This is a genomic window from Pseudonocardia lutea (genome assembly GCF_042658055.1).
Lineage (GTDB): Bacteria > Actinomycetota > Actinomycetes > Mycobacteriales > Pseudonocardiaceae > Pseudonocardia > Pseudonocardia lutea.
Map to the genome: position 1 here is coordinate 226,314 of NZ_JBHSQK010000011.1, position 22,956 is coordinate 249,269.

The following is a 22,956-nucleotide window of genomic DNA, read 5'->3' on the forward strand; positions in this document are numbered from 1 at the left end:
GCGTGGTGTGCCGGACACCGGCGCGGGCGAGCGGCCGGTTGGGACGGGCGGACGCGGGTACGTCCCCCGGGTGGCCGATCACCCGCACGCCGACCGACCCGTGCCCACCACCACCGAGACCGGCTCGCCCTGGCTGACCGACCGCCCCGACGTCGCCGACGTCCGCTACACCGGACCGACCACCGAGCGGCACTTCGACGTGCTGGTCCTCGGTGCCGGGATCACCGGGCTGACCACGGCGTACCTGCTCAAGGAGCGCGGCGCGCGGGTCGCCGTCGTCGAGGCGGACCGGGTGGCCGCCGGCGCGACCGGCAACAACACCGCCAAGGTCACCGCGCTGCAGGCCACGATGCTGTCGCGGATCCGGTCGGCGCGCGGCGCGGAGGCGGCGGCCTACTACGCCGAGCACAGCCTGCGCGGCGTCGAGCTGGTGGCGGCCACGGCGGAGGAGCTGGGCATCGACTGCGACCTGCGCCGCCGGGAGGCCTGCACCGTCGCCGCCGACCGCTCCGAGCTGCGGTCGGTGGAGAAGGAGTTCGAGGCCGCGCGGGCGGCGGGGCTGCCCGTGGAGTGGACCGAGGAGACGGACCTGCCCTTCCCGGTCGCGGGTGCCGTCCGGCTACCCGGGCAGGTCGAGTTCCACCCCGTCCGCTACGCCCGCGGGCTCGCCGCGGCCGTGCACGGGGGCGGGTCGGCGGTGTTCGAGCGCACGCGTGCCCTCGAGCTGTCCGAACAGGACCCGGTCCGGGTGGGGACGACGCACGGGACGCTGACCGGCGACCGGGTCGTCGTCGCGACGCACTACCCGGTCTGGGACCGCGGGGTCTACTTCGCGCGGATGGAGGCGACGCGGGCCTACTGCGTGGCGGCCCGGGTCCGGGGCGGCCCGCCACGCTCGATGTCCATCACCGCCGGCTCGCCGAGCTGGTCCTTCCGCTCCCTCGGTGACCAGGTGATCCTCTGCGGCCAGGACCACCCGTCCGGGGAACGGGGCGTCGACCCGGGCCGGTACGACGTGCTCGAGGACTTCCTGCGCCGGCACCTCACCGTCGAACGGGTCACGCACCGCTGGTCGGCGCAGGACGCGCTGCCCTACGACCACACCCCGATGGTGGGCACCTACACCCCGGTGTCGTCACGGGTCTTCGTCGCGGCCGGCTACTCGAAGTGGGGGCTCTCGGGCGGCAGCATGGCGGCGGCCCTGCTCGCCGAGCAGATCGCGGGCGGGCCCGGTTCCCCGGTGTTCACCCCGCACCGGGTCAGTCCGAAGGCGCTGCCCACCCTCGCCCGCGCCAACGCGAAGGTCGCGCTCGACCTGGTCGGCGACCGGCTACGCCCGGGTGAGGCCGGCTCGGCGGCGGAGGTCCCGGCGGGCGAGGCCCGCATCGTCCGCTCCGGCACCGAGCGGACCGGCGTCTACCGCGACCCCGGCGGCGGGCTGCACGCCGTGTCGGTGCGGTGCACGCACCTCGGCTGTCTCGTCCGGTTCAACGGCGCCGAGCGCAGCTGGGACTGCCCGTGCCACGGATCCCGGTTCGACGTCGACGGTGCCGTGCTGGAGGGCCCGGCGACCCGCCCCCTCGACCGCCGGCCCGTGCCGGGTGCCCCGGACGACCGCGACCGGCGCGCCTAGACTTCGATGGTGCGCCCTGTTGAGAGTACAGCGGACGCGGACACCGGTGACCGGCTCCGCCGGATCCAGTCGCTCACCGACACCGAGCTGGCCCGGCTCGGCGTCGACGAGCTGCTGGCTGAGGTCCTCGAGCGCGTCCGGGACCTGCTCGAGGTGGACACGGTCGCGGTGCTGCTCCTCGACCCCTCCGCCACGTACCTCGTCGCCACGGCCACCCGCGGGCTGGAGGAGGAGACCAGCCAGGGCGTGCGGATCCCGCTCGGCCGGGGCTTCGCCGGCAAGATCGCCGCGGAGAGGCACCCCGTGATCATCGACGAGGTCGACCACTCCAACGTCCTCAACCCGATCCTGCGGGAGAAGGGCATCCGCTCCCTGCTCGGTGTCCCGCTGCTGGTCGGGGGCGACGTGCTCGGGGTGCTGCACGTCGGGACCCTGGCGCCGCGCACGTTCACCGTCGACGACGCCGAGCTGCTCCAGCTGGCCGCGGACCGGGTGGCGCTGGCCACCCGGGCGCAGATGACGCAGGCCGAGCGGTCGGCCGCGGCCGCCCTGCAGCGCAGCCTGCTGCCCGCGCAGCTGCCGGCGGTGCCGGGGCTGGAGCTCGCCGCGCGGTACGTGCCCGGCGGGGGCGGCGAGATCGGCGGCGACTGGTACGACGTGTTCGACCTGCCGTCGGGCCGGCTGTGTGTCGTGGTGGGCGACGTCGTGGGGCGCGGGCTGCCGGCCTCCGTCGCGATGGGCCGGCTGCGCAGCGCCGTGCGCGCCTACGCCCTGCTGACCGAGGACCCGGCCGAGCTCCTGCGCCGGCTCGACGTGCAGGTCCAGCACTTCGAGCGCGACGTGATGGCCACCGTGCTGTGCGTGGTGCTGGAGGTCGACCAGAGCCTGGCCTGGGTGTCGTCGGCCGGGCACCCGCCGCCCGTCCGGGCGTTGGCCGGGGAGGAGGGCCGGCTGCTGGAGATCCCCACCGACCCGCCCATCGGGCTGACCCCGCCGCGGCGGCGGCGCACGAGCAAGGTGGACCTGCCGGTCGGGTCGTGCCTCGTCCTCTACACGGACGGCCTGGTCGAGCGCCGCCACGAGCCGCTCGACGAGGGGTTGGAGCGGCTGGAGCGGGCCGTGCGGCCGGCGCCGGCCGAGGACCTCTGCGTGCGGATCATGGGCCGGCTGATCGGCAACGCAACCTCCGAGGACGACGTCGCGCTGCTGACCGTCGCGCGCCCGGCGGACAGCGGGACCGCACCCCTGCGGCTGGTCGAGCCCGCGGTCCCGCGGGCGCTGCGCAGCGTGCGGCAGGCGTTGCGGAGCTACCTCGGCTCGGTCGGGGCCACCCCGGAGGAGATCTCGGACCTCGTCCTGGCCATCGGCGAGGCGTGCGCCAACGTCGTGGAGCACGCCTACGGTCCGGGCGGCGGCCTGCTCGAGGTGCACCTCGAGATGCACGGACGGCGGGTCAGCGCGACGGTCCGCGACACCGGCGCCTGGCGCGAGGCCCGCGGCGTCAACCGCGGCCGCGGGACCACCCTGATGCACGGCCTCGTCGACGAGGTCCGCCTCGACCGCGACGCGACCGGGACCCGCGTCGTGCTGGACAAGACCCTGGGGGGGATGTCGTGACGGACGCGACCGTCGAGGCGCGCGAGGCCGAGCCCGGCCGGCTGGAGATCGCCGTCGCGGGCGAGGTCGACCTGGCGAACGCGACGTTCGTCGAGCAGCGCGTCCAGGACCTGATCACGAACCGGGCCCGGTCCGTGGTGCTCGACCTCGGCGGACTGGACTGCCTGGACAGTGCGGGGATCCGGGCGCTCTTCACGCTCGCGAACCGCCTGGAGCTGCTCCAGGTCGAGCTGGAGGTCGTCCTGCCCACCGACTCGCCGGTGCGCAAGGCCGTCGAGCTCGTGGGGCTGGGCGAGGTCGTCCCCGTGCGGATCGTCTGACCCGGGCTCTGGAACGGTCCAGAGGACGTGCGCCCTTGCGCGCGACGAAACCTGTAGTGCATGATGCAGATATCCCGATCGGAACCGAGAGGTTCCCGCGGGACGCGGCATCGCCGACATCGTCGACCAGGAAGGAGTGACCCGCGATGCTGATGCGTACGGACCCGTTCCGGGAGTTCGACCGCCTCGCCCAGCAGGCCTTCGGGACCGCCCCGGGCACGTGGTCCCGCCCCGCCGCCATGCCGATGGACGCCTACCGCCACGGCGACGAGTTCGTGGTCGAGTTCGACCTCCCCGGCGTCGACCCCTCCGCGGTGGAGCTGTCCGTCGAGCGGAACGTGCTGACGGTCAAGGCCGAGCGCCGGCCGACGCTGCGCGACGAGCACGTCGAGATGCAGGTCTCGGAGCGTCCCCTCGGCGTGTACTCCCGCCAGCTGTTCCTCGGCGACACGCTCGACACCGAGCACATCCACGCCGACTACCAGTCCGGCGTCCTGACCCTCCGCATCCCTGTCGCGGAGAAGGCCAAGCCGCGTACCATCTCCATCTCCACCGCGAACGATCCGGGGCGCCGCTCGATCGACGCCTGACCGTCCGTCCGGCCGGGTCACCGGGCCCGGCCGGCCCTCCTCGGAGCTGAACGCAGGTGAGCCCGATGGAACCACGCGCCGACGCCGGCGGGGTCGCGGTCGTCGACCTGCCCGGGCAGGACCGGGTGGACCGGATCTTCACGGCCATCGTCGCGGAGCTGATCGCCGACGAGCCCTGGCGGGGCACGCCGGCCGAGTGCCCGGCCGCCCGGCCGCCGCACCGCCGGCCCGCGCTGCGCGGACTCTGCGCCCCCGTCGCCGGTGGCGGCCTGCACGAGGAGACCGGGGGGCGCTCCGCCCGGCCGACGGCCCGTGGGCGCGCGGGCGCCCGACCGGTCCTGTCCCGGGAGCGGTCACCGCCTCGTCCGGGCGCGGCCCGGGTGCAGGTGAGCCCCTGCCCCTGCGCCCGGGCGGCCGCGCCGCGCCCGCCCGATCGCCCGCCCGATCGCCCGCCCCCGATCGCCCGCCCCCGATCGCCCAGCCCCCGACGACCGAACCCTCGACCACGAGGAGCCCCCCGTGAGCCTCGCCTCCGTCTGGCTGCAGTTGCACGACGGCAGCCTCGTCCGGGCCGACCAGGCCACCGAGATCGGTGTGCACCCCACGCCGGCGCTGTCCGGGAAACCGGCCCACTGGCTGCTCACCGTCTCGGTGCCGGTGCCGGTGGGCAGCGGTGACCGCGGCGGCTGGCGCACCGAGACCCTGCACCGCACGCTCGCCCAGACCTCCGTGCCGCCGAGCGAGGCGCCGGTCGCCCTCGCGCGCCTGCTCGCCCGGCTCGACGCCGCCGACGCGGCCGGGGTGGTGCGCGCCGACACCTCCCACGTCCGGCACCTGCCGCACCCCGACCACACGCTCGGCGCCGGCGAGGTCCGCTTCGGCTTCACCGCCTTCTCCGGGGTGGAGCCGCGTGCGGCGCTCGACGGCGTCGTCACGCCCGACGAGCCGCAGGAGCTCGCCGGGGACCACCGGCGGCCCCGCCGGGCCGAACTCGCCGGGAGCGGCGCCGGCCGGCGCTGAACCGACCGATCCGCACCGGCCTGCGCCGGCCTGCGCCGGCCTGACCGGACCCCGCCCACGTCGTCACCCCGCACCGGCCGGACGGTCCGCCGCCACGGGCACCGGACGGTCGACGATCCTTCACCGATCCCGACGACCGAGAGGAGGACGCACACAGCGAGATCACACGTTCACGACATCGGATCACCCACCGGGCCGGGTGACGGGAGCACGGCGCTGTCCGTCCACACACGCCGTCCACACACCTCCCGCCGCCCGGCCCCCGACATGCCCGGACACGACCTCCCGGACACGACCTCCCGGACACGACCTCCCGGTCACGACGGTTCCGGGCACGGCCGGACCACGGCCGAGCGGGCCGCCGGGGGAGTGGCCGCGTCCGGGCGGGGTACCGCCCCGGGATGGCTGGACCCGACCCCACCGCGGACCCCGAGGGCTCGTCCCTGACCTTCGTCGGCACCGCGACGACGCTGCAGCGCCTCGGCCCCTTCACCGTCCTCACCGACCCGAACTTCCTGCACCGCGGCGAGCGGGCCTACCTCGGGCACGGCCTCACGAGCAAGCGCCGCACCGAACCCGCGCTCGGGCCGGAGGACCTCCCGCCGCTCGACGCCGTGGTGCTGTCCCACCTGCACGGCGACCACTTCGACCGGCGCGCCCGGCGGGGGCTGCCGCCCGCCGTGCCGATCGTGACGACCCCGCACGCGGAGCGCCGCCTCACCCGGCAGGGCTTCCACGCCGCGACGGGGCTCCGGACCTGGGAGAGCTGGGAGACCACCCGCGGCGACGCCGTGCTGCGCGTGACCTCGGTGCCCGGGCAGCACGGGCCCGCGCTGGTGCACCGCGCGCTCCCGCCGGTCATGGGCGCGGTCCTGGAACTCGAGCGGGCCGGCCGCACCGTCCTGCGGCTCTACCAGACCGGTGACACGCTGATGCGGGCCTTCCTGCACCGCGTCCACGAGCGGTTCGGGCCGCCGGACGTCCTCGTCGCGCACCTGGGCGGGACGCGGATCGCCGGGGTCCTGGTGACCATGGACGCGCGGCAGGGGGCGGACCTGGTCGAGGCGTTCCGGCCGGGCACCACCATCCCGGTGCACTACGACGACTACGGGGTGTTCGCGTCGCCGCTGAGCCACTTCACACAGGAGCTGTACGACCGGGGGCTGCAGGCGGGACTGCGGGTGCTGCACCGGGGCGAGACCGCGCGGCTGGAGCCGGCGGCGCGACCCGTGCCCGGCTGAGCCGGCCGGGCGCGTCGCCCGGCTGCCCGGCCGCGGGCGGGCCGTCGTCGAGCAGCCCGCGGCGCAGCTCGGCGAGGGTGCGCGCGAGCAGCCGGGACACGTGCATCTGGGAGATCCCGACGCGCTCGGCGATCTGCGTCTGGGTCATCTCCCCGAAGAACCGCAGCATGATGATGGTGCGCTCGCGCTCGGGGAGCCGGTCCAGGAGCGGGCGGAGCGCGTCGCGGTACTCGACGAGGTCCAGCTCGTGGTCCAGCTCGCCGAGCCGGTCGGCGAGCGGGGTGTCACCCTCCTCGTCGCCCGCCACGGCGTCGAGGGAGCCCGCGCTCTGGTTGGCCTGCGCGTCGAGCGCCTCGATGACCTCGTCCACCGGGACGCCGAGGTGCGCGGCCAGCTCGCTGGGCCGCGGGGCCCGGCCGAGCTGCTGGGAGAGCGGCCCGGTGGCCCGGCGGAGGGCGACGCCGAGGTCCTTGAGCCGCCGCGGAACCCGCATCGTCCAGGTGCGGTCGCGGAAGTAGCGCAGGATCTCCCCGCGCACGCACGGGATGAGGTAGCCGAGGAACTCGCCCTGGGCGCGCTCGGGGTCCCACCGGTCGATCGCCGAGATCAGGCCGACCGTGGCGACCTGCACCAGGTCGTCGAGCCCGCCGGGGTAGCCGCGGCCGTGCTTCCTGGCGAGGTGCCGGGCCACCGGGAGGAAGCCGAGGACGAGCTCGTCGCGCAGCGCGCGCCGGCGCGGATCGTCCGCGGCCATGGCGGCGTACGCGTAGAGCTCCGGCATGAGGTTCACGTACTCGCTGTCCGGCAGGACCTCCGCGGACTCGACGGGACGCAGCTCGTCGCCCGTGCCGCCCTCGGCCGGGGGCGTCGTCAGTCCGGCCGTCACCGGGCGCCCCCGCGGTGCGGCGGCGTGACGGCCCGGTCGAACCGGGACCCGACGATCACCTGGGCCACTCCCTCCGTCGGGGATGCGTGCTGTCGACGGGCGGACTGTTTCACCCCGGCGCCGGGACGCCGGACCGGACGCTACCCAACTCGAAGATCGCCTGCAGGGCGGGACCCCGGTCGGGCAGGCGGGGGAGGGGGGCCGGCGGGGCCCGGGGTTCACGCCCGCACGGCCGGGTACCTGGCGGCCGAGGAGTGATCACGAGGAGAGGGGTGGCCGTGCCGACCTGGCTGCTGGCCGGTCTCTGGGGACTGCTCGCGGGCGGCGCGCTGGTCCTCGGGGCGGCGATCGCGTGGTGGGTGCGGGTGCCACCCAAGATCGTCGCCGGGATCATGGCGTTCGGTGCGGGCGTGCTGATCTCGGCGCTGGCGTTCGAGCTGGTCGACGAGGCGGCTCGGCAGGGCGGCATCGTCGCCACCACCGTGGGCTTCCTGGCCGGTGCGGTGGTGTACGTGCTGGCCAACGCCGCGCTGGACCGGCGCGGGGCCCGGCACCGCAAGCGCTCGGGCGACCAGCAGCCCTCGGAGGAGGAGCAGTCCGGCAGCGGGGCGGCGATCGCCGTCGGGGCGCTGCTCGACGGCGTCCCGGAGTCCGTCGTCCTCGGGCTCACCCTGCTCACCGGCGGCGCGGTCAGCCCCGCGGTGCTCGCGGCCATCTTCATCTCCAACGTCCCCGAGGGGTTGTCGAGCGCGGCCGGGATGAAGCGCGCGGGCCGCCCCGCCCGCTACGTCTTCGGCGTGTGGATCGGCATCGCGCTGGCCAGCGGGGTGAGCGCGCTCGTCGGCTACGTCGCGCTCGACGGCGTGTCCCCGACGGTCGTCGCGGTGATCACCGCGGTCGCGGCGGGGGCGATCCTCGCGATGCTGGCCGACACGATGATCCCGGAGGCCTTCGAGCGCGCCCACGTCCTCACCGGGCTGATCACGGCCCTCGGCTTCCTCACCGCGTTCGCGGTGCACACGGCGGGCGGCACCTGATCGGCACCCGATCCACGGGCCCGCGACGTCACACCCCGCCACCCGCGGACGCCGTCTACCGGCGGGCCTCCGCCACCCAGGCCGCCATCTCGCCGCGGACCTCACCGGCGCCGAGCAGCGCCGTCATCGTCTCGCCGACGGTGCGCAGCGCCGCGGCGGGCTCGCCGCGCTCGGCGATCTGGGCCCGCAGCGGCGTGCCCCGGCAGAAGCCCTCCGCCACCGCGACCGCCGAGGGCGCGATCCCCGTCCGCACCACCCGCTCCAGGACGACGTCCGTGAAGCCGGCCGCGGCGAGGTCCGCGCGGATACGGTCCGGGTCGGCGTAGCCGTGCGGCACGGCGGTGACGAAGGGCGGCGGGTCCGCGGGGAACGCCGCGCGGAGGCCGGCGGTCAACGCCTCGGCGAAGCCGTGCGTGCCCACCTCGTCCCACGCGGTGAACAGGAACCGGCCGCCCGGCGCGAGCACCCGCCGGGCCTCGGCGTACGCCGCCCGCCGGTCCGGGAAGAACATCACGCCGAACCCGCAGACGAGGAGGTCCACGGTGCCGTCCCCCGCCGGCAGCCGGGCGGCGTCGGCCTGCTCCCAGCGCGCGCGGGGCTCGTGCGCGGCGCCGTGACCGACCATCGCGGGGTTGAGGTCGGTCGCGAGGATGTCGGTGCCCGGCAGCGCGTCGGCAAGCGCCCCCGTGACCACCCCGGTGCCCGCGGCCACCTCCAGCACGCGCCGCGGAGCGGACGCCGACGCGCGGCGGGCCAGCTCGGCGGCGAACGGCGCGAACACGGCGGTCCCGAGGCAGTCCGCGTACGCCCGGGGCATGGCGTCCACCCAGACGTGGTCCCGCTCGCTCGGCATCGGACGACGGTAGGGCGTCCGGCGCCGAGGCGGTCCCGCCGGACGGGCGAGCCACCGGGCGGCCGTGTGACGTGGACCACCGATCGTTTACCGACCCGGCGCGGCGGGGGACCCGCGGTCCACGAGGGTCGAGCCGACGGCCCGCACCGGCGAGCCGGCCCGAGGGCCGTCGCGGCGCCCGGGTCCCCGTCGGGCGGCCCGCACGCGGCCCCCACCGCTCCGGCCGCCTCGCCCCCCGATCGACCAAGGAGCGACCAGTGAGCGTCCCCGCCCTGTCCGAGACCGCCCCCGATCCGGATCCGCAGCTCACGCGGCCCAGTGAGTACGCCGACGAGATGCCGAGGCTGCGCCGCTTCGCCGCCCTCCCCGAGGGCTCGCCGGAGCGCGCGCGGCTGCGCTCCGAGCTGGTCGTCGCCTTCCTGCCCGTGGTGCGGAACCTCGCCCGGCGGCACGGCGCGGGCTACCGCGGCGGCCAGGAGGACCTGGTCCAGGTCGGCACCGTCGGCCTGATCAACGCGATCGACCGGTGGGACCCGGAGCGCGCCCAGGGCGAGTTCCTCGGCTTCCTGATCCCGTCGGTGCGCGGCGAGATGCTGCGCTACTTCCGCGACCGCACCTGGTCGGTGCGGGTGCCCCGGCGGCTCAAGGAGCTCAGCCTCGAGATCACCCGGGTGACCGGGCCCTTGTCGAACCGGCTCGGCCGGGCGCCGAAGCCGAGCGAGCTCGCCGAGCACCTGAAGGTCGACGTCGGCGAGATCGTCGAGGCGCTCAACGCCAAGGCGAACCAGCACAGCGCGCCGCTCGAGGCCGTCGCCGACGACGGGTCGGGCCCCGGCGTCGTCGACTCGCTCGGCGACCTGGACCGCAACCTCGAGAAGGTGGAGAACCGCGAGGCGCTGCGCCCGCTGATCGCCGAGCTGCCCGAGCGCGAGCGCGGCATCCTCACCCTGCGCTTCTTCGGGGACCGGACCCAGACCCAGATCGCCGAGCACTACGGGATCTCGCAGATGCACGTCTCCCGGCTGCTGTCGCGGACGCTGGCCCGCCTCCGCGAGGGCCTCCTCGAGGAGCGCGGATGAGCCCGGGGGACGGAACCCCCTGCCGCACACGCGGTTGGGAGCGGCGGCGGGCGGCAATCCGGGCGGTGTGACGGCGATGAACGACGACGGGGGCGAGCGGGCGCGGGCGGCGGAGACGATGCGGTCGGCACCGGCGTTGCGCGCGGGCTTCGCGCTGTCCGACCTCACGCTGCGCGAGCTGTGGACCGCGCAGGCGGCCCTCGGCGGCATGCTGACCGAGGAGGAGCTGCGGGACACGCTGGAGCTGCGTCGCGAGCCCACCTGGGCGGAGCACGACGTGGTGGCGGCGGCCCTCAACGACTGGTTCACCGAGCGTGGCCAGGACCATCCGGTGGCCTACTCGGAGGATCTGCGCGCCCCGGACCCGGGCGCGCCGTGACGGACGGTTAGGCAGGCGGGCGCGCGGGAACCCGTTCCCCGATCGGGTGAGGCACCCGCACCGACGGACCCACGGGAGCGACCATGACCTCGACCGACCGGCCGGAGAGCCGGACCCACGGCGACGACGGCGGCGACGCGGACGTGCGCCCGCACCCGCGGGAGATGTTCATCCGCCTGCTGTTCGACACGGTGCGCCAGGACCCCTTCCCGAGCGGCACCCAGCTCGACCTCATCGAGGAGTCCATCCCGGCCGGCATGGTGCCGGAGTACGTCGAGCTGCTGATCGAGAAGTCGCGGGAGGGGTGCTTCCCCAGCACGGACGTGCTGCGCCGGATCCAGCGGATGTCCGCGGGCGGGGGGCCGGCGCCGCGCTGCTGAGGGCCACCGGACCCGTCGCCCGGAGTCCTCTTCGGCCTGTCGCCGCCGACCCCTTTCAGGTCGTTCTCGCAGGTCCCGGCCGTTCGACGCGCGCGCCGAGGGGGTGGGCCGTACCGTCGTGACTGCTCGCCGAGCGAGCCGGGGTGAAGCAGACCGCCCTCGTCCGACCTCACGGCGGAGGACACCCCTGTGCGCAGCACGACCGTCATCCCCTCCGGCGGGCCCTCGTGACCCGGGAGCTGACCCGCGAGGTCCTCCCCGGGCGCGCCGGCCAGGCCGACGGGCAGGCCGCCAGCGAGTACATCGGTCTGATGCCCGCCCTCGAGCGGTACGCCTCGCTGCCGCCCGACCATCCGGACCGTCCCCGGCTGCGGGAGGAGCTCGCCCTGGGCTTCCTGCCCGTGGTCCGGCACGTCGCCGCCCGGCACGCCCGCGGCTATCCGGGCGGGCTCGAGGACCTCGTCCAGGTCGGCACCCTCGGCCTGCTCGGCGCGCTGGACCGGTGGGACCCGGAGCTGGCCCGCGGCGAGTTCCTGGGCTACCTGGTGCCCTGCGTGCGCGGGGAGATCCTGCGCTACTTCCGGGACCGGACCTGGACGATGCGGGTCCCGCGGCGGCTCAAGGACCTCACGGTGGCGGTCCGGCAGGTCACCGGGCCGCTGTCGCAGCAGCTCGGCCGGGCGCCGCGGCCCAGCGAGCTCGCCGCGCACCTCGAGGTGCCGGTCGAGGAGGTGATCGAGGCGCTCGACGCCGAGGCGAACCAGCACGCGGGCTCGCTCGACGCGGTGCTCGGCGAGGACGACGCGGACAACTCCGTCGCGAACCGTCTCGGCGAGCTCGACGGCACGCTGGACCTCGTCGAGTACCGGCACGCCCTGCGCCCGATGCTGGACCGGCTGCCCGAGCGCGAGCGCACCATCCTCCTGCTCCGCTTCTTCGGCGAGCTGACCCAGACCCAGATCGCCGAGCGCATCGGCATCTCGCAGATGCACGTCTCGCGGCTGCTCTCGCGCACCCTGAAGCGCCTGCGCACCGAGCTGCTCGAGGACCCGACCGAGCGTCCGGCCTGCGCCCGGTCCGCAGCCGCGTCCGGCAGGGCGACGGGCGCGGCCGGCTGACGAGGAACCGGCCGCGGGGTCCCCGCGGCCGGCCCGGCGGTCATTCCTTGTTGAGCATGTCCTGCGCCGCGCCCGCGGCCTTCTCCATCGTGTTGGGCAGCTCGGTGGTGCCGTAGAGGCGGCTGTCCGGGTGGGTGGGCGGCGGCATCGGGGCCGTGGTGGTCGGCCCGTCGTGGTAGGTGAACTCGCCGTTGCCGTCCGGGGTCGGGCCCTTGGCCCAGCGGCCCTCGGCGGCGTGCGCCCCGTCGGAGAAGTTCTGGTACTGGTAGGAGACCTCGGTGTACTCCTTGCTCTGCGGGAAGTTGCTCGGCACGGGCAGCTTCTCCGCGCCGGACTCCTTGAGCTCCTCCGCCGCGGCCAGCCACTGGTTCTGGTGCATCGTGTCGCGGGCGAGCAGGAAGGACAGCAGGTCGCGCACGCCCGGGTCGTCCGTCATGTGGTAGAGCCGCGCGACCTGCAGCCGGCCCTGCATCTCGGCGTTGGCGTTGGCGGTGAAGTCCGCCAGCAGGTTGCCGCTGGCGGTCACGAAGCTGCCCTGCCACGGGTTGCCCATGCTGTCCACGGGGCGGGCGCCGGCACCGGCGACGATGGCGTGCTGGACGTCCGTCCCGCCGATCACCGCCGCGACGGTCGGGTCGTCCTGGACCGCGTCCTGGGTGATCCCGAGCGGGGCCTTCTCCAGCAGCTGGGCGATCATGGTGGCCAGCATCTCGACGTGCCCGATCTCCTCGGACGCGATGCCGAACACCAGGTCGCGGTACTTGCCCGGGGTGTGCATGTTCCAGCCCTGGAACATGTACTGCATGGCGACGGTGATCTCGCCGTACTGGCCGCCGAGCACCTCCTGCAGCTTGCGCGCGTAGACGGCGTCGGGCTTCTCCGGGGTGGCCTTGTACTGCAACTCCTGGCGGTGCAGGAACATGCGGGCTCCTCACAGGCTTCGATGGCGCCGCCCGCGGGCGACGTGGACGCGCGGTGACCGCTCCACCGCGGCGGGGCCGGCACCTGACCTCGGCCGGCGCCGCGCGGATGCCCGGCGCCGCGGGACGTAAACCGGAACCGGTCCATCGGGATGGCGCCGGATTGATCCGGTCGCGGCGGGGTAGCCGCCGCGGCGGACGCGTTCCGACCACCACCACGAGGAGCCACCATGACCGAGACCGTCGCGCGCGACGACGTGCCCTCGGGCGCCGACGTCGTCGACGAGCTGACCCGCGACCACCACGAGGTGCTCGACCTGCTGCAGCGGATCTCCGCGACCCGGGACACGCAGGAGCGCCGGGACCTCGCCGACACCGCCATCGCCGAAGTGGTGCGGCACTCCGTGGCCGAGGAGATGTACGTCTACCCGGCCATGTCGAAGTCGCTCGACCACGGCGCCGACACCGTCGAGCACGACAAGGAGGAGCACAACAAGCTCGAGCAGATCATGAAGGACCTCGAGGGCGTCGACGGGGACGACCCGCGGTTCGACACGCTCGTCGCCGACTTCACGCGAGCGCTGCGCCACCACGCCGAAGACGAGGAGACCGAGCAGTTCCCGCGGATGCGTCAGTCGATCCCGCAGGAGGAGCTGGTGGAGCTGCGGCGCAAGGTCGAGGCGGCGAAGAAGATCGCGCCGACCCGGCCGCACCCCGACTCGCCCAACGCCGAGCTCTTCCACAAGCTGGCCGGGCCGGGCGTCGGGCTGGTCGACCGGCTCCGGGACCGGCTGGGCAACCGGTCGACCGGCTGAGCCGGGCCCGCCGCCGACGCCCNNNNGCGCCCGGGCGTCGCCGTTCCCGGGCCCGCCCGCGTGAAGCCCGGCTCACCCGCTGAGCTGGGCGCGCAGCTGCGCGAGCGTGCGGGCGAGCAGCCGGGAGACGTGCATCTGCGAGATGCCGATCCGTTCGGCGATCTGGGTCTGGGTCTGTTCGCCGTAGAACCGCAGCAGCAGGATCGTGCGCTCCCGCTCGGGCAGCGCGGCGATCAGCCGCCGCAGGTCGCCGCTGTGGTCGACGAGGTCGAGCCCGGCGTCGGCGACGCCCAGCCGGTCGCCCGGGGTGAACCCGGACTCGGACTCCGGCTCGTCGAGGCTGTCCGCGCGGTGACCGGCCAGGGCGTCGAGCGCCTCCACCACCTCGTCGAGCGACCGGCCGAGCTCGGTGGCGAGCTCGCTGGGCCGCGGCGCCCGGCCGAGCCGCTGGGTGAGGTCGATGGTGGCCCGGTTGACCGCGACCGTCAGGTCCTTGATCGCCCGGGGCACGCGCAGCGCCCAGGTGTGGTCGCGGAGGTGGCGCAGCATGGATCCGCGGATGCTCGGGACCAGGTAGGCCAGCGGGCCGCCCGCGGTGACCTCCGGGTCGTAGTTGTCGATGGCCCGGATCAGGCCGACGACACCGGCCTGCTCCAGGTCCTCCGCCGCCGCGGAGGTCGCGTAGCGGCGCGCGATGTTCCGCACGAGCGGGAGGAACTGGGTGATGAGGTACTCGCGGCGGACCGCGTGGTCCGGGTCCTCGGGATCGCTCTCGGCGTGCGCGCGCAGCACCGGTTCGAGATCGTCGTAACCGTGCGGGCCGTCCCGGCCTTCGGCGGGGGCCCGCGTCCTGAACGGGAAGACCGTGGTCGTGGGCACAGGCCCGCCTACCCGGCAGCCGGCGAGGAAAACGGTCCGGGCCGTGGTCCTCGCCGAACGGCCGACGTCACGTGCGGTCGGGCGTTGCGGGCGCGGGCCCGGGCGGGGAAGGTGGAGGGACAGCCCGCACGAATCCCGTGACCGGAGGCAGACATGCGCGACGAGCCGCCCGGCGGTGGTCCCGGCACCGGGCTCGGCAGCACGGTCACGGACGCAGCCGGGGTGTGTGTGCTCGCCCTCGACGGGGTCCTCGGCGTGCGGACCGCCCCCGAGCTCGACCGGGTCCTGGGCAAGCTGCTCCTCGACCGCGGCCGGCTGCTGGTCGACGTCGGGCGGCTGGGTCTGTCGTCCACCGCGGTGCTGGCCGCGTTCGCGACGACGCTGGCGGCGGCCGGAGGCTGGCCGACCGCCAGGATGGTGCTGTTCGCGGCCGGCGGACCGGTGATCGAGGGCATGCGGCAGGCCGGGCGGCACCGTGAGGTGCCCGTCGCGGGCGACCTCGCCCAGGCCCTGACCCTGCTCGACCGGCGCCCCGCGCGGGTGCGCCGGACGACCGACCTGCCCGGGGGCCCGGAGGCGGCGCCCTTCGCCCGCCTGCTCCTCCAGGCGACCTGCCAGGACTGGGGGCTGTCCGCCGACCTCACCGAACGGGGAGCGATCGTGGCGAACGAGCTGGTCAGCAACGCGGTGGAGCACACGGTCGGGCCGGGCGAGCTGAGCCTGGCGCACTCGTCGCGGGGGCTCTGGGTCTCGGTGCGGGACGGCTCCGCGGCCCGGCCGGTGCTCACCGCGGAGTCGGACGGGCTGGGCCTGCGGGCCGTCGCGGAGATGAGCCGGACGTGGGGCGTGACGCCGTTGCACAGCGGCAAGTCCGTGTGGGCGTTGGTCGGCGAGGAGGCCGGGAACGGCTAGGCGGGCTTTCCCGTCGGGAAGAGGCATCATCCGATGACGTCGGGGTATCCGGACCCTCCCACGGGGCCCTCCGGGGCGCCGTCCGGTGACCGACGACCACGGGGGGCGAGCGTGCCCCGGAACGACCTGACGTGCCGCCTCGACGACGGGTCGGTGCCGGTCCTCGTCCTCGCCGGCCCCTTGACCGTGCGCACCGCGACACGGGTCGAGACCGCCCTGCGCAAGCTCCTGTTCGACCGGGGTTCGGTGCTGGTCGACGTCCGCGACCTCGAGCCCGTCGCGCCCGCGCTCCTGGCCCTGTTCACCAGCACCCTGTCGGCGGCGGGTGGCTGGCCGTCGGCCAGGCTGGTGCTCCTCGGCAGACCGGGACCGGTCGCCGTCGCCCTGCGGCGCAGCGGGATGCTCCAGGAGATCCGGATCGCCCCGGACCGGGAGCAGGGCCGCGCCCTGCTCGGGCTGCGCCCGACGCGGATCCGGCGGGTCATCGAGCTGCCGGACACCGTGCTGGGCGTACGGTTCGCGCGCGCCCTCGTCCGCGAGGCCTGCCGCGAGTGGGAGCTGCCCTCGGGCGTGCCCGCGCGCGCCGAGCTCGTCGCCGACGAGCTGGTCGCCAACGCACTGGTCCACGGCCGGGGAAACCGGTCGTTGCTCCTGACGCTGGACCGCAGCGGACTCCGGGTGGGGGTGCGCGACCAGGGCGCCGGCACGCCCGACCCGGACACCACCTCCGGGCAGGGCCTGCGCGTGGTCGCCGAGCTGGCCGACGGCTGGGGCACGACCCGGCACGACGTGGGGAAGACGGTCTGGGCCGTGCTGCGCACCCGCTGACCCCGGCCCCGGGTACCGACCGGGCCGGGCGCGGTCGGTCGCGTCAGTCCGGGAGCCGGTCCGCGGCGGCCTCCGCCAGGGACTTCTCCGCGGCCTCCCGCGCCTCGGCGCCCGCGCGCCGGTGCCGCTCCGCCTCGTCGAGCTGGCCCACCGCCATCAGGGTCCGCGCCGCCTGCTCGTGGCTCTCGGCGGCGCGCACGTGCCGCTCGGCCGCCCGCTCGTGGGCGATCGCGGCGTGCCGCTGGGCCGCCTGCGCCCGCTCCACGGCGGACTCGACGTCCGCCGTGCTGGAGCCCCGGCGGAGCACGATCTCGCGCCGCCGCGTCCGCAGCTGCTCGAGCCGCTCGTCGATCTCCGCCCGGCGGCGCTCGACGGCGGCCAGGAACTCGGCCTCGTCCACTCCCACGGCCTGCTCCTCACCCGCTCGCGTCGCCCGACGTCAGCGGGCCACGGCGCTCTCGGTGCCCGCCGACTCCTCCATCGTGAGGATCGCCCCGACCACCGAGTCCCCGTCCCCCCGGAGGGCGCTCGCGATGACCCGCACGTCGATGCTGCGGCCGCGCCGGTTGATCGCCGGCAAGGTGACCTCCTGCGGCCCGTCCTCGCCCGCCAGGGTACTGCGGACGACCGGCCGCACGAGGTCCAGCGGCAGCCCGATGTCGAGGTTGAGGAAGTGCTGACCGACCGCCTCGTCGCGGCGCAGCCCCCAGAGCTCCTCGGCCTGGTGGTTCCACACCTGCACGTGCAGCTCGGTGCCCACCACCACCACGCCGGCCCGCAGGCTGGTCAGGATGGTCTCGAGGAACTCGTTGGTCCGGTCGAGCTCGCCGGTGCGGTCCTGCAGCTCGTCGTTGATCGTCTGGAGCTCGTCGTTGGTCGACTGGAGCTCCTCGTTCATCGTCTCGAGCTCCTCGTTGGTGGACTGGAGCTCCTCGTTGGTGGTCTCCAGCTCCTCGACCGTCGACTGGAGCTCCTCGTTGGTCGTCTCGAGCTCCTCGTTGGTGGACTGGAGCTCCTCGTAGGCCGTCTCGAGCTGGCGGTTGGCCTGCTCGAGCTCGTCCTGCAGCCGGCGGAAGTCGGTGACGTCGTGGAAGGCGACGCTGATGCCCAGGACCTCGGTGCCCGAGCCGACCAGGGGGCTGACCTGCACCTCAAGGTGCACCGTCTCGCTGCCCCGGTGGTAGGTGACGTCGGTGACCCGGACGGTGCGCCGCTCGCTCAGCGCCTTCTCGATGTGCCGGCGCAGCTCCAGCGGCCGGTACGAGAGCTCCAGGTCCCGGAAGGGTCGGCCGACGTCCCGCGCCGACACGCCGAACAGCACCTCGGCCTGCCGGTTCACCACCGCGATCATGCCGTCGTCGGTGAGCACGATCTGGGCGAGCGGCGAGGCCAGCACCGCCTCGTTGCGCAGGACGTCGATCCCGGTCAGCTCGGCCCGGGTCATCTGCGGCGGGGCGTCCGCGAACAGGGTCCCGTTCTGGGGGGCCGAGCGGGGCGCCTTGCGGAACGTGCGTCGTTTGAGGTCGATCGGCAGGAACAGCGCGCCGTGGCTGAGCAGCATCTCGGCCTTGCCCAGGAACAGCACGCCGGGCTCGGAGAGCGCGAAGTGGAAGCGGGTCAGGATCCGGGCCTGGGTCTCCGCGTTGAAGTACATCAGCGTGTTGCGGCAGACCAGCAGGTCGATCCGGGAGATCGGGGCGTCCTGCACCAGGTCGTTGCGGCCGAAGATCACCGAGCGGCGCAGGTCCTTGCGGAAGGCGAAGCGGCCCCCGGTCTGCTCGAAGTACTTCTCCAGCAGCTCGGGCGGGATGCCGCGGACCTCGCGGTCCGAGTAGGTCCCGTGCCGGGCGTGGGTCAGGGCCTCCTCGTCGACGTCCGTGGCGTAGATCTTGACCCGGTCCCGGAACTCCGCGGTGCCGAGCATCTCGGCCAGCACGATCGCGAGGGTGTAGGCCTCCTCGCCCGAGGCGCAGCCGGCGCTCCAGACCCGCAGCGGCTCGGTGGGGCCCTTCCCGGCCAGCAGTGCCGGGAGCACCTCGGTGCGCAGGTACTCCCAGGCCTCCGCGTCCCGGAAGAAGCCGGTGACGTTGATCAGGATCGTGTTGAACAGCGCCGTGAACTCCTCGGCGTGCAGCTCGAGGTAGTCCAGGTAGTCCCCGTAGTCCGCCACCCCGACCTGCGACATCCGCCGGTCGACGCGGCGCATGAGGCTGGACCGCTTGTACCCGGTGAAGTCGAAGCCGCGGTTCACCTTCAGGTGCTGGAGCAGGGCCTCGAAGGCCGGATCCGGCTGCGACAACGACTTACTCCGCTCCCTCGAGGGCCGCGCCACCGGACAGGCCACCGGAACGGGCCGCGCCGGGAGCCTAGCCGATGACCGCCGCTGCGACGCCCGGCTCCGACGTTCAGTCCCCGGGCAGCTCCCGGGTGAGCATCCGGCGCAGCAGCCCCGCCTCGGACCCGCTCCGCTCGGCGGTGCGCCGGTGGGTCCGCGCGGCGTGCCTCCGTCCGGACGCGTCGGCCGTGTCCGCGAGCCAGCGCTGCAGTGCCGCCTTCTCCTCCAGCGCCCGCAGCGCGGCCCAGAGCACGACCTCGACCCCGTCCGCCTGCTCGGCGGCCAGGCTGCCGGGGGACCAGGCGTGCCCGACCCGGCAGCGGAAGCGTGGGCCGGGTTCGCCGTCGAGGCGGAACAGCACGCCGTCGCAGTCCGGGCAGGACAGGGGAGAGGGCTCGCCCAGCTCCAGCTGCGGGGTGGGGCCGGCCACCGCCGCGGCGACGTCCGCCTCCTCGACCGCGAGCGGGTCGGGTGGGTCGCCGGGTGGGTCGCCGGGTGGGTCATCGAGCGGGTCGTCGGGCGGGTCGGCCAGCAGCTCGGCCACCGCGGCCCCGAGCTTCGCCGCGGGCAGCGCCCGGACCCCGGACACGTGGTCGAGGGCGCTCTGCGGCATCCCGGCGTACAGGGCCTCCGCCGGATCCTGCACGAGGGCCGCGCCGCCGTGGCGGGCGAGGACGGCGAGGCCCGCGGTGCCGTCGTCCCGGTTGCCGGAGAGCACGATCCCGATCGCGTGCGGGCCGAAGTCCACGGCCGCGGAGCGGAACAGCGGGTCGATCGACGGCCGGTGCCCGTTCTCGCGGGGCCCGCGCGAGAGGTGCAGGTGCCCGTCGGCGACGAGCACGTGGTGGTCCGCGGGTGCGGCGAAGATCGTCCCGGGTTCCAGCCGCATCCCGTGTCGTGCCGTCACCGCGGGCAACGGCCCGGCCCGGTCGAGGATCGCGGCGAGCGCGCTGGGCGCGTCGCTCGGGATGTGCAGCACCACGACCACCGCCGCCGGCAGGTCCAGCGGCAGCGCGGCGGCGAAGGCGCGCAGCGCCTCCACCCCGCCCGCCGAGGCCCCTACCACCACGAGGTCGGTGACGACGGCCGCCTGCACGGACGCGGGCGCCCCACCCGGGTGGTCTCGCGGGTCGGTCACGCCGCTCACCGGTCCGTCCGGGAGCGGTCCAACGGCGGACACGTCCGGCACGGGCACCGCCTCTCGTTCGGTGACGGGCAGGTCCGGGCCGGCGCCCGGGCACGGGAGGAACCGTACCGCTTTCCGCCCCTCTCGACCGCCCGGCCGACGATTGGACGCGTGGGGACCGGGAACCCGGCCGCGATGACCGACGACCCCCTGCTCGTCCTGGGCGCCTCCGCGGGAGGCGTCGAGGCGCTGCTCGAGGTGGTCGCCGGGCTGCCCGCCGACCTGCCCGCCGCCGTCCTGGTCACCCTGCACACCACCGATCGGCCGCAGAGCACCCTCGCGCGCATCCTGGAACGGGCGGGGCCGTTGGCCGCCGGGCAGGCGGAGGACGGCGAGCCGCTGCGCACGGGCCGGATCCTCGTGGCCCCGCCGGACCGGCACCTGCTCGTGAGCCAGGGCAAGGTCGCCCTCAGCGCGGGGCCGAAGGTGAACCGGCACCGCCCCGCCGTCGACGCGATGTTCGCCTCGGCCGCGCGGGCCCGGGGCCCGCGGGTGGTCGCGGCGGTACTCTCCGGCGTGCTCGACGACGGCGCGGTCGGCTCGGCCCTCGTCGACCGGGCGGGCGGGCGGGTGCTCGTCCAGGAGGCGGGCGACGCCCTCTTCGACTCGATGCCGCGGGCCGCGGCGTCGGCGGTGCCGAGCGCGCGCGCCGCGCCCGCCGCCGAGCTCGGCCCGCTGCTCGCGGCGACGGTGCAGGACCTTCCGCTTGGGGGTGACGGCATGGGCCACACGCCGAGGATCCCGGCCGACGGGGGCATGGGCGACAGTCACGACCCGGGCTTCCTCCGTGAGGACGAGACTTCGACCACCCGGATGACGTGCCCCGAGTGCGGTGGCGGGCTGGCCCGCATCGACCTGCCCCGCATCGGCTTCTTCCGCTGCCACGTGGGGCACCAGTACAGCCCGCGCTCGCTGGAGGCGGCCCAGCGGGAGTCGGCGGAGGCGAAGCTGTGGACGGCCATCGCCGCGCTCGAGGAGCACGCCGTGCTGGCGCGCGTGCTGGACCAGGCCGAGGGGACGGACCCCGACGACACCGACTTCCGCACCGCCGCCGCGCACTCCGCGGAGCTGGCGCGGCTCATGCGGGAGCGCCTGCTGCGCGGCGATGCGAGCTGACCCGGGCGGCCGGTCGGCTCAGGCGCCTCGGTCACTCCCGTCCGGCCGGTCCTCCAGCACACGCCGGGCGATCTCGACGAGCTTCGTGTTGGTGTTGCGGGACCGGTCGCGCAGCATCTCGAACGCGGCCCCCTCGTCGATCCCGTGGACGTGCATGAGGACACCCTTGGCCTGCCCGATGAGATCGCGGCTGGCCAGTGCCCGGAGCAGGTTCTCGGCCTGCAACGCCCCGGCGAGGGCCACCGAGGCCTGGGCGGCGCACAGCCGTGCGCGGGCGAGCTCGGCCGGGCCGAACGCACCGGCTGCGGGGGCGTGCAGGACCAGCGCGGCCGCGTGCCGGCGCGGCGCGGCGAGCAGCGGCACCGCCGCCACCGAGCGGAGGCCGAGCCCGGTCGCGGGGGCCGCGAGGCCGGGCCGGCGCGAGGCGGCCTCCGGCGCCGAGAGGTCGTGCACCACGACCGGCACACCGGTGCGGAGCGCCTCGGGTGCCGGCCCCTCGCCGAGGCGGGCCTGCAACGCGCAGGCCAGCTCGGCGAGCTCGTCCGTCGCGGCCCGCACCGCCGGCCCGTCCGGCCCGTCGACCAGGAGCGCGACGTGCGGGGCGGCCGGTACCGCCCGTCGCGTCGCCTCGACGACGGCGGCGCAGGCGCGTTCCGTGTCGGCGGCGCCGAGCAGGGCCCGGCCGCCCTCCTCGAGCACCTCGACCAGGTCCGTGCCGTCGGTGCCGTCGGTCCTGCCGTCGGCGGCGCCGCGGCCGCCCGGTCCCGTGCCCTCCCGGCGCAGGGCCTCGCTGTCCCGGCGTACCCGCGCGATGCTGCGGTGCAGCTCCGCGAACCGCTCGACCAGCACCGCGTGCCGGCGGCGCAGCTCCACGGAGCGGGCCCGGGCCAGCCGGGCGGCGGCGAGCCGCACCGTCCGGTTCTCCTGTGCCTCGGGGGCGGAACCCCGGACCGTGCCGGAGCCGTCCCCCGGGCCGCGGGGCGCTGTGCCGGCCCCCGGGCCGGCCCCCGCGCGGCCCTCCGAGCCGTCCTCGGGGCCGTCCTGCGGGGACGCCGCGGCACCCACGGCGCCCAGCTCCTCGTCCAGCACGCCCAGGGTGCGCTCGACCAGGTCGAAGGCGTGCGCCAGCTCGGCCCAGCGGCCGGGCGCGTCGGTGGTCTCGCCGTCCGGCACGTCGTCCCCTCCCAGCGGCTCGCGGGCTTCCGACGCTAGCGCCGACCCGGCACCGCGGCCATCCGGGGCGCCGGCGGTCAGCCCTCGTGCAACCGGCGCCGGACGAGGGCGGGCACCAGCCCCCAGAGCACCCCGAGCAGCACGAGCGCGGCGACGGCCGCGATCACGCCGGCGACCCAGCCGAGGACGACGTCGAAGATGAGCTCGACCACCCCGAGGACGGCGAGCCCGAGCGTCGCCAGGCCGGCGATCGCGAAGCGCTGGCTCGCCGCGACCAACGGGCGCCGCCCGTGCAGGCGGAACAGCATCCGGTGCAGCATCACCGGTGCGATGAGCAGGCCGGTGGCGACGACCGACAGGGCCGTGGTCACGAGGTAGACGACCCGCTGGTGGGGCAGGATGTCGCCGAACCGGCTCTGGAAGGGCACGGTCAGCAGCAGGCCGGTGAGCAGCTGCACGCCGGTCTGCGACACGCGCAGCTCCTGCAGCAGGTCGGCCCAGTTCCGGTCCAGCCGCTCGGTCGGCGTCTCCCGCCGCTCCCGGAGGTTCCACGCGGCGTCCTCGTCGCGCCCGTCGTCGACCCGGGGATCGGGGTGGGAACCGGACCGGGTCTCGGTGCGCTCGGGATCCACGGCCCAC

24 protein-coding genes are annotated in these 22,956 nt (G+C 75.4%); 15 read left to right on the forward strand and 9 right to left on the reverse strand.

The genetic code is table 11. The annotated features are described in order from the left end of the window. Positions 1-100: 100 nt before the first annotated feature. The 6 genes from ACFQH9_RS07390 to ACFQH9_RS07415 all read left to right on the forward strand — a co-directional run bounded on the left by ACFQH9_RS07390 (position 101) and on the right by ACFQH9_RS07415 (position 6,421). Positions 101-1,633 carry an FAD-dependent oxidoreductase gene (locus tag ACFQH9_RS07390; RefSeq protein WP_379565153.1) on the forward strand — a complete coding sequence of 511 codons (1,533 nt, stop codon included), beginning with the start codon at positions 101-103 and terminating at the stop codon, positions 1,631-1,633. A 6-nt stretch (positions 1,634-1,639) separates the two neighbouring features. Further along, positions 1,640-3,250, forward strand: a complete 1,611-nt coding sequence (locus tag ACFQH9_RS07395; protein WP_379565154.1) for an ATP-binding SpoIIE family protein phosphatase — start codon at positions 1,640-1,642, stop codon at positions 3,248-3,250. After that, positions 3,247-3,570, forward strand: a complete 324-nt coding sequence (locus ACFQH9_RS07400) for an STAS domain-containing protein (RefSeq protein ID WP_379565155.1) — start codon at positions 3,247-3,249, stop codon at positions 3,568-3,570. Before ACFQH9_RS07395 ends, ACFQH9_RS07400 begins: the two co-directional genes overlap by 4 nt. A 146-nt stretch (positions 3,571-3,716) precedes the next feature. Next, on the forward strand, positions 3,717-4,160 hold the full coding sequence (locus ACFQH9_RS07405; protein ID WP_379565156.1) for an Hsp20/alpha crystallin family protein: 444 nt from the start codon (positions 3,717-3,719) through the stop codon (positions 4,158-4,160). A 519-nt stretch (positions 4,161-4,679) separates the two neighbouring features. Beyond that, entirely contained in the window at positions 4,680-5,180 is a 501-nt protein-coding gene (locus ACFQH9_RS07410; protein ID WP_379565157.1) for a hypothetical protein, read from the forward strand. Between the two features lie 401 nt (positions 5,181-5,581). Beyond that, positions 5,582-6,421: an MBL fold metallo-hydrolase gene (locus ACFQH9_RS07415; protein WP_379565158.1), complete on the forward strand. Its 840-nt coding sequence runs from the start codon at positions 5,582-5,584 to the stop codon at positions 6,419-6,421. Here the strand turns inward: ACFQH9_RS07415 and ACFQH9_RS07420 are convergent. Further along, the gene (locus ACFQH9_RS07420) at positions 6,318-7,307 is read right to left on the reverse strand and encodes a SigB/SigF/SigG family RNA polymerase sigma factor (protein ID WP_379565159.1); all 990 of its coding nucleotides are present in this window, start codon (positions 7,305-7,307) and stop codon (positions 6,318-6,320) included. The two genes, ACFQH9_RS07415 and ACFQH9_RS07420, sit on opposite strands and share 104 nt — an antisense overlap. A gap of 278 nt (positions 7,308-7,585) precedes the next feature. Here ACFQH9_RS07420 and ACFQH9_RS07425 point away from each other — a divergent pair, with 278 nt between their 5' ends. After that, positions 7,586-8,344, forward strand: coding sequence for a ZIP family metal transporter (locus tag ACFQH9_RS07425; RefSeq protein ID WP_379565207.1), 759 nt, complete (start codon positions 7,586-7,588; stop codon positions 8,342-8,344). Between the two features lie 55 nt (positions 8,345-8,399). Here the strand turns inward: ACFQH9_RS07425 and ACFQH9_RS07430 are convergent, their stop codons facing one another. Then, complete coding sequence (locus ACFQH9_RS07430) at positions 8,400-9,197, reverse strand: class I SAM-dependent methyltransferase (RefSeq protein WP_379565160.1); 798 nt, start codon at positions 9,195-9,197, stop codon at positions 8,400-8,402. A gap of 257 nt (positions 9,198-9,454) precedes the next feature. Between ACFQH9_RS07430 and ACFQH9_RS07435 the strand changes: the two genes are divergently transcribed. The 4 genes from ACFQH9_RS07435 (at position 9,455) to ACFQH9_RS07450 (ending at position 12,153) form a co-directional block, all read left to right on the forward strand. After that, positions 9,455-10,276 carry a SigB/SigF/SigG family RNA polymerase sigma factor gene (locus ACFQH9_RS07435; RefSeq protein WP_379565161.1) on the forward strand — a complete coding sequence of 274 codons (822 nt, stop codon included), beginning with the start codon at positions 9,455-9,457 and terminating at the stop codon, positions 10,274-10,276. A gap of 76 nt (positions 10,277-10,352) precedes the next feature. Next, positions 10,353-10,655 carry a hypothetical protein gene (locus ACFQH9_RS07440; RefSeq protein WP_379565162.1) on the forward strand — a complete coding sequence of 101 codons (303 nt, stop codon included), beginning with the start codon at positions 10,353-10,355 and terminating at the stop codon, positions 10,653-10,655. 83 nt (positions 10,656-10,738) lie between these two features. Next, positions 10,739-11,035 (forward strand): hypothetical protein, encoded by a 297-nt coding sequence (locus ACFQH9_RS07445; RefSeq protein WP_379565163.1) that lies wholly within the window; start codon positions 10,739-10,741, stop codon positions 11,033-11,035. Between the two features lie 227 nt (positions 11,036-11,262). Then, positions 11,263-12,153 carry a SigB/SigF/SigG family RNA polymerase sigma factor gene (locus ACFQH9_RS07450; RefSeq protein WP_379565164.1) on the forward strand — a complete coding sequence of 297 codons (891 nt, stop codon included), beginning with the start codon at positions 11,263-11,265 and terminating at the stop codon, positions 12,151-12,153. Positions 12,154-12,193: 40 nt separating this feature from the next. Here the strand turns inward: ACFQH9_RS07450 and ACFQH9_RS07455 are convergent, their stop codons facing one another. Beyond that, entirely contained in the window at positions 12,194-13,075 is an 882-nt protein-coding gene (locus ACFQH9_RS07455; RefSeq protein ID WP_379565165.1) for a manganese catalase, read from the reverse strand. Between the two features lie 228 nt (positions 13,076-13,303). Between ACFQH9_RS07455 and ACFQH9_RS07460 the strand changes: the two genes are divergently transcribed. Then, positions 13,304-13,888, forward strand: coding sequence for a hemerythrin domain-containing protein (locus ACFQH9_RS07460; RefSeq protein ID WP_379565166.1), 585 nt, complete (start codon positions 13,304-13,306; stop codon positions 13,886-13,888). Positions 13,889-13,960: 72 nt separating this feature from the next. On the opposite strand, the gene ACFQH9_RS07465 is transcribed toward ACFQH9_RS07460, so the two are convergent. Further along, positions 13,961-14,767 (reverse strand): sigma-70 family RNA polymerase sigma factor, encoded by an 807-nt coding sequence (locus ACFQH9_RS07465; RefSeq protein WP_379565167.1) that lies wholly within the window; start codon positions 14,765-14,767, stop codon positions 13,961-13,963. A gap of 153 nt (positions 14,768-14,920) precedes the next feature. Between ACFQH9_RS07465 and ACFQH9_RS07470 the strand changes: the two genes are divergently transcribed. Next, the gene (locus ACFQH9_RS07470; protein ID WP_379565168.1) at positions 14,921-15,679 is read left to right on the forward strand and encodes an ATP-binding protein; all 759 of its coding nucleotides are present in this window, start codon (positions 14,921-14,923) and stop codon (positions 15,677-15,679) included. A 111-nt stretch (positions 15,680-15,790) separates the two neighbouring features. After that, positions 15,791-16,507 (forward strand): ATP-binding protein, encoded by a 717-nt coding sequence (locus ACFQH9_RS07475; RefSeq protein WP_379565169.1) that lies wholly within the window; start codon positions 15,791-15,793, stop codon positions 16,505-16,507. A 43-nt stretch (positions 16,508-16,550) separates the two neighbouring features. On the opposite strand, the gene ACFQH9_RS07480 is transcribed toward ACFQH9_RS07475, so the two are convergent. The 3 genes from ACFQH9_RS07480 to ACFQH9_RS07490 all read right to left on the reverse strand — a co-directional run bounded on the left by ACFQH9_RS07480 (position 16,551) and on the right by ACFQH9_RS07490 (position 19,980). After that, complete coding sequence (locus tag ACFQH9_RS07480; RefSeq protein ID WP_379565170.1) at positions 16,551-16,913, reverse strand: hypothetical protein; 363 nt, start codon at positions 16,911-16,913, stop codon at positions 16,551-16,553. Between the two features lie 33 nt (positions 16,914-16,946). Continuing rightward, entirely contained in the window at positions 16,947-18,806 is a 1,860-nt protein-coding gene (locus ACFQH9_RS07485; protein ID WP_379565171.1) for a CheR family methyltransferase, read from the reverse strand. A gap of 106 nt (positions 18,807-18,912) precedes the next feature. Next, a complete protein-coding gene (locus ACFQH9_RS07490; RefSeq protein ID WP_379565172.1) occupies positions 18,913-19,980 on the reverse strand; it encodes a chemotaxis protein CheB in 1,068 nt (355 codons plus the stop codon). Between the two features lie 159 nt (positions 19,981-20,139). Between ACFQH9_RS07490 and ACFQH9_RS07495 the strand changes: the two genes are divergently transcribed. Beyond that, positions 20,140-21,144: a chemotaxis protein CheB gene (locus ACFQH9_RS07495; RefSeq protein WP_379565173.1), complete on the forward strand. Its 1,005-nt coding sequence runs from the start codon at positions 20,140-20,142 to the stop codon at positions 21,142-21,144. Positions 21,145-21,162: 18 nt separating this feature from the next. Here the strand turns inward: ACFQH9_RS07495 and ACFQH9_RS07500 are convergent, their stop codons facing one another. Continuing rightward, a complete protein-coding gene (locus ACFQH9_RS07500) occupies positions 21,163-22,317 on the reverse strand; it encodes a GAF and ANTAR domain-containing protein (RefSeq protein ID WP_379565174.1) in 1,155 nt (384 codons plus the stop codon). 77 nt (positions 22,318-22,394) lie between these two features. Then, positions 22,395-22,949, reverse strand: coding sequence for a DUF6328 family protein (locus tag ACFQH9_RS07505; protein WP_379565175.1), 555 nt, complete (start codon positions 22,947-22,949; stop codon positions 22,395-22,397). Positions 22,950-22,956: the final 7 nt, after the last annotated feature.

Bases quoted from the DNA above. Each gene is read 5' to 3' on its own strand.
- ACFQH9_RS07460 (WP_379565166.1), top strand. From the start codon at position 13,304: ATGACCGAGACCGTCGCGCGCGACGACGTGCCCTCGGGCGCCGACGTC.
- ACFQH9_RS07415 (WP_379565158.1), top strand. From the start codon at position 5,582: ATGGCTGGACCCGACCCCACCGCGGACCCCGAGGGCTCGTCCCTGACC.
- ACFQH9_RS07440 (WP_379565162.1), top strand. From the start codon at position 10,353: ATGAACGACGACGGGGGCGAGCGGGCGCGGGCGGCGGAGACGATGCGG.
- ACFQH9_RS07395 (WP_379565154.1), top strand. From the start codon at position 1,640: ATGGTGCGCCCTGTTGAGAGTACAGCGGACGCGGACACCGGTGACCGG.
- ACFQH9_RS07430 (WP_379565160.1), bottom strand. From the start codon at position 9,197: ATGCCGAGCGAGCGGGACCACGTCTGGGTGGACGCCATGCCCCGGGCG.
- ACFQH9_RS07405 (WP_379565156.1), top strand. From the start codon at position 3,717: ATGCTGATGCGTACGGACCCGTTCCGGGAGTTCGACCGCCTCGCCCAG.
- ACFQH9_RS07445 (WP_379565163.1), top strand. From the start codon at position 10,739: ATGACCTCGACCGACCGGCCGGAGAGCCGGACCCACGGCGACGACGGC.
- ACFQH9_RS07470 (WP_379565168.1), top strand. From the start codon at position 14,921: ATGCGCGACGAGCCGCCCGGCGGTGGTCCCGGCACCGGGCTCGGCAGC.
- ACFQH9_RS07455 (WP_379565165.1), bottom strand. From the start codon at position 13,075: ATGTTCCTGCACCGCCAGGAGTTGCAGTACAAGGCCACCCCGGAGAAG.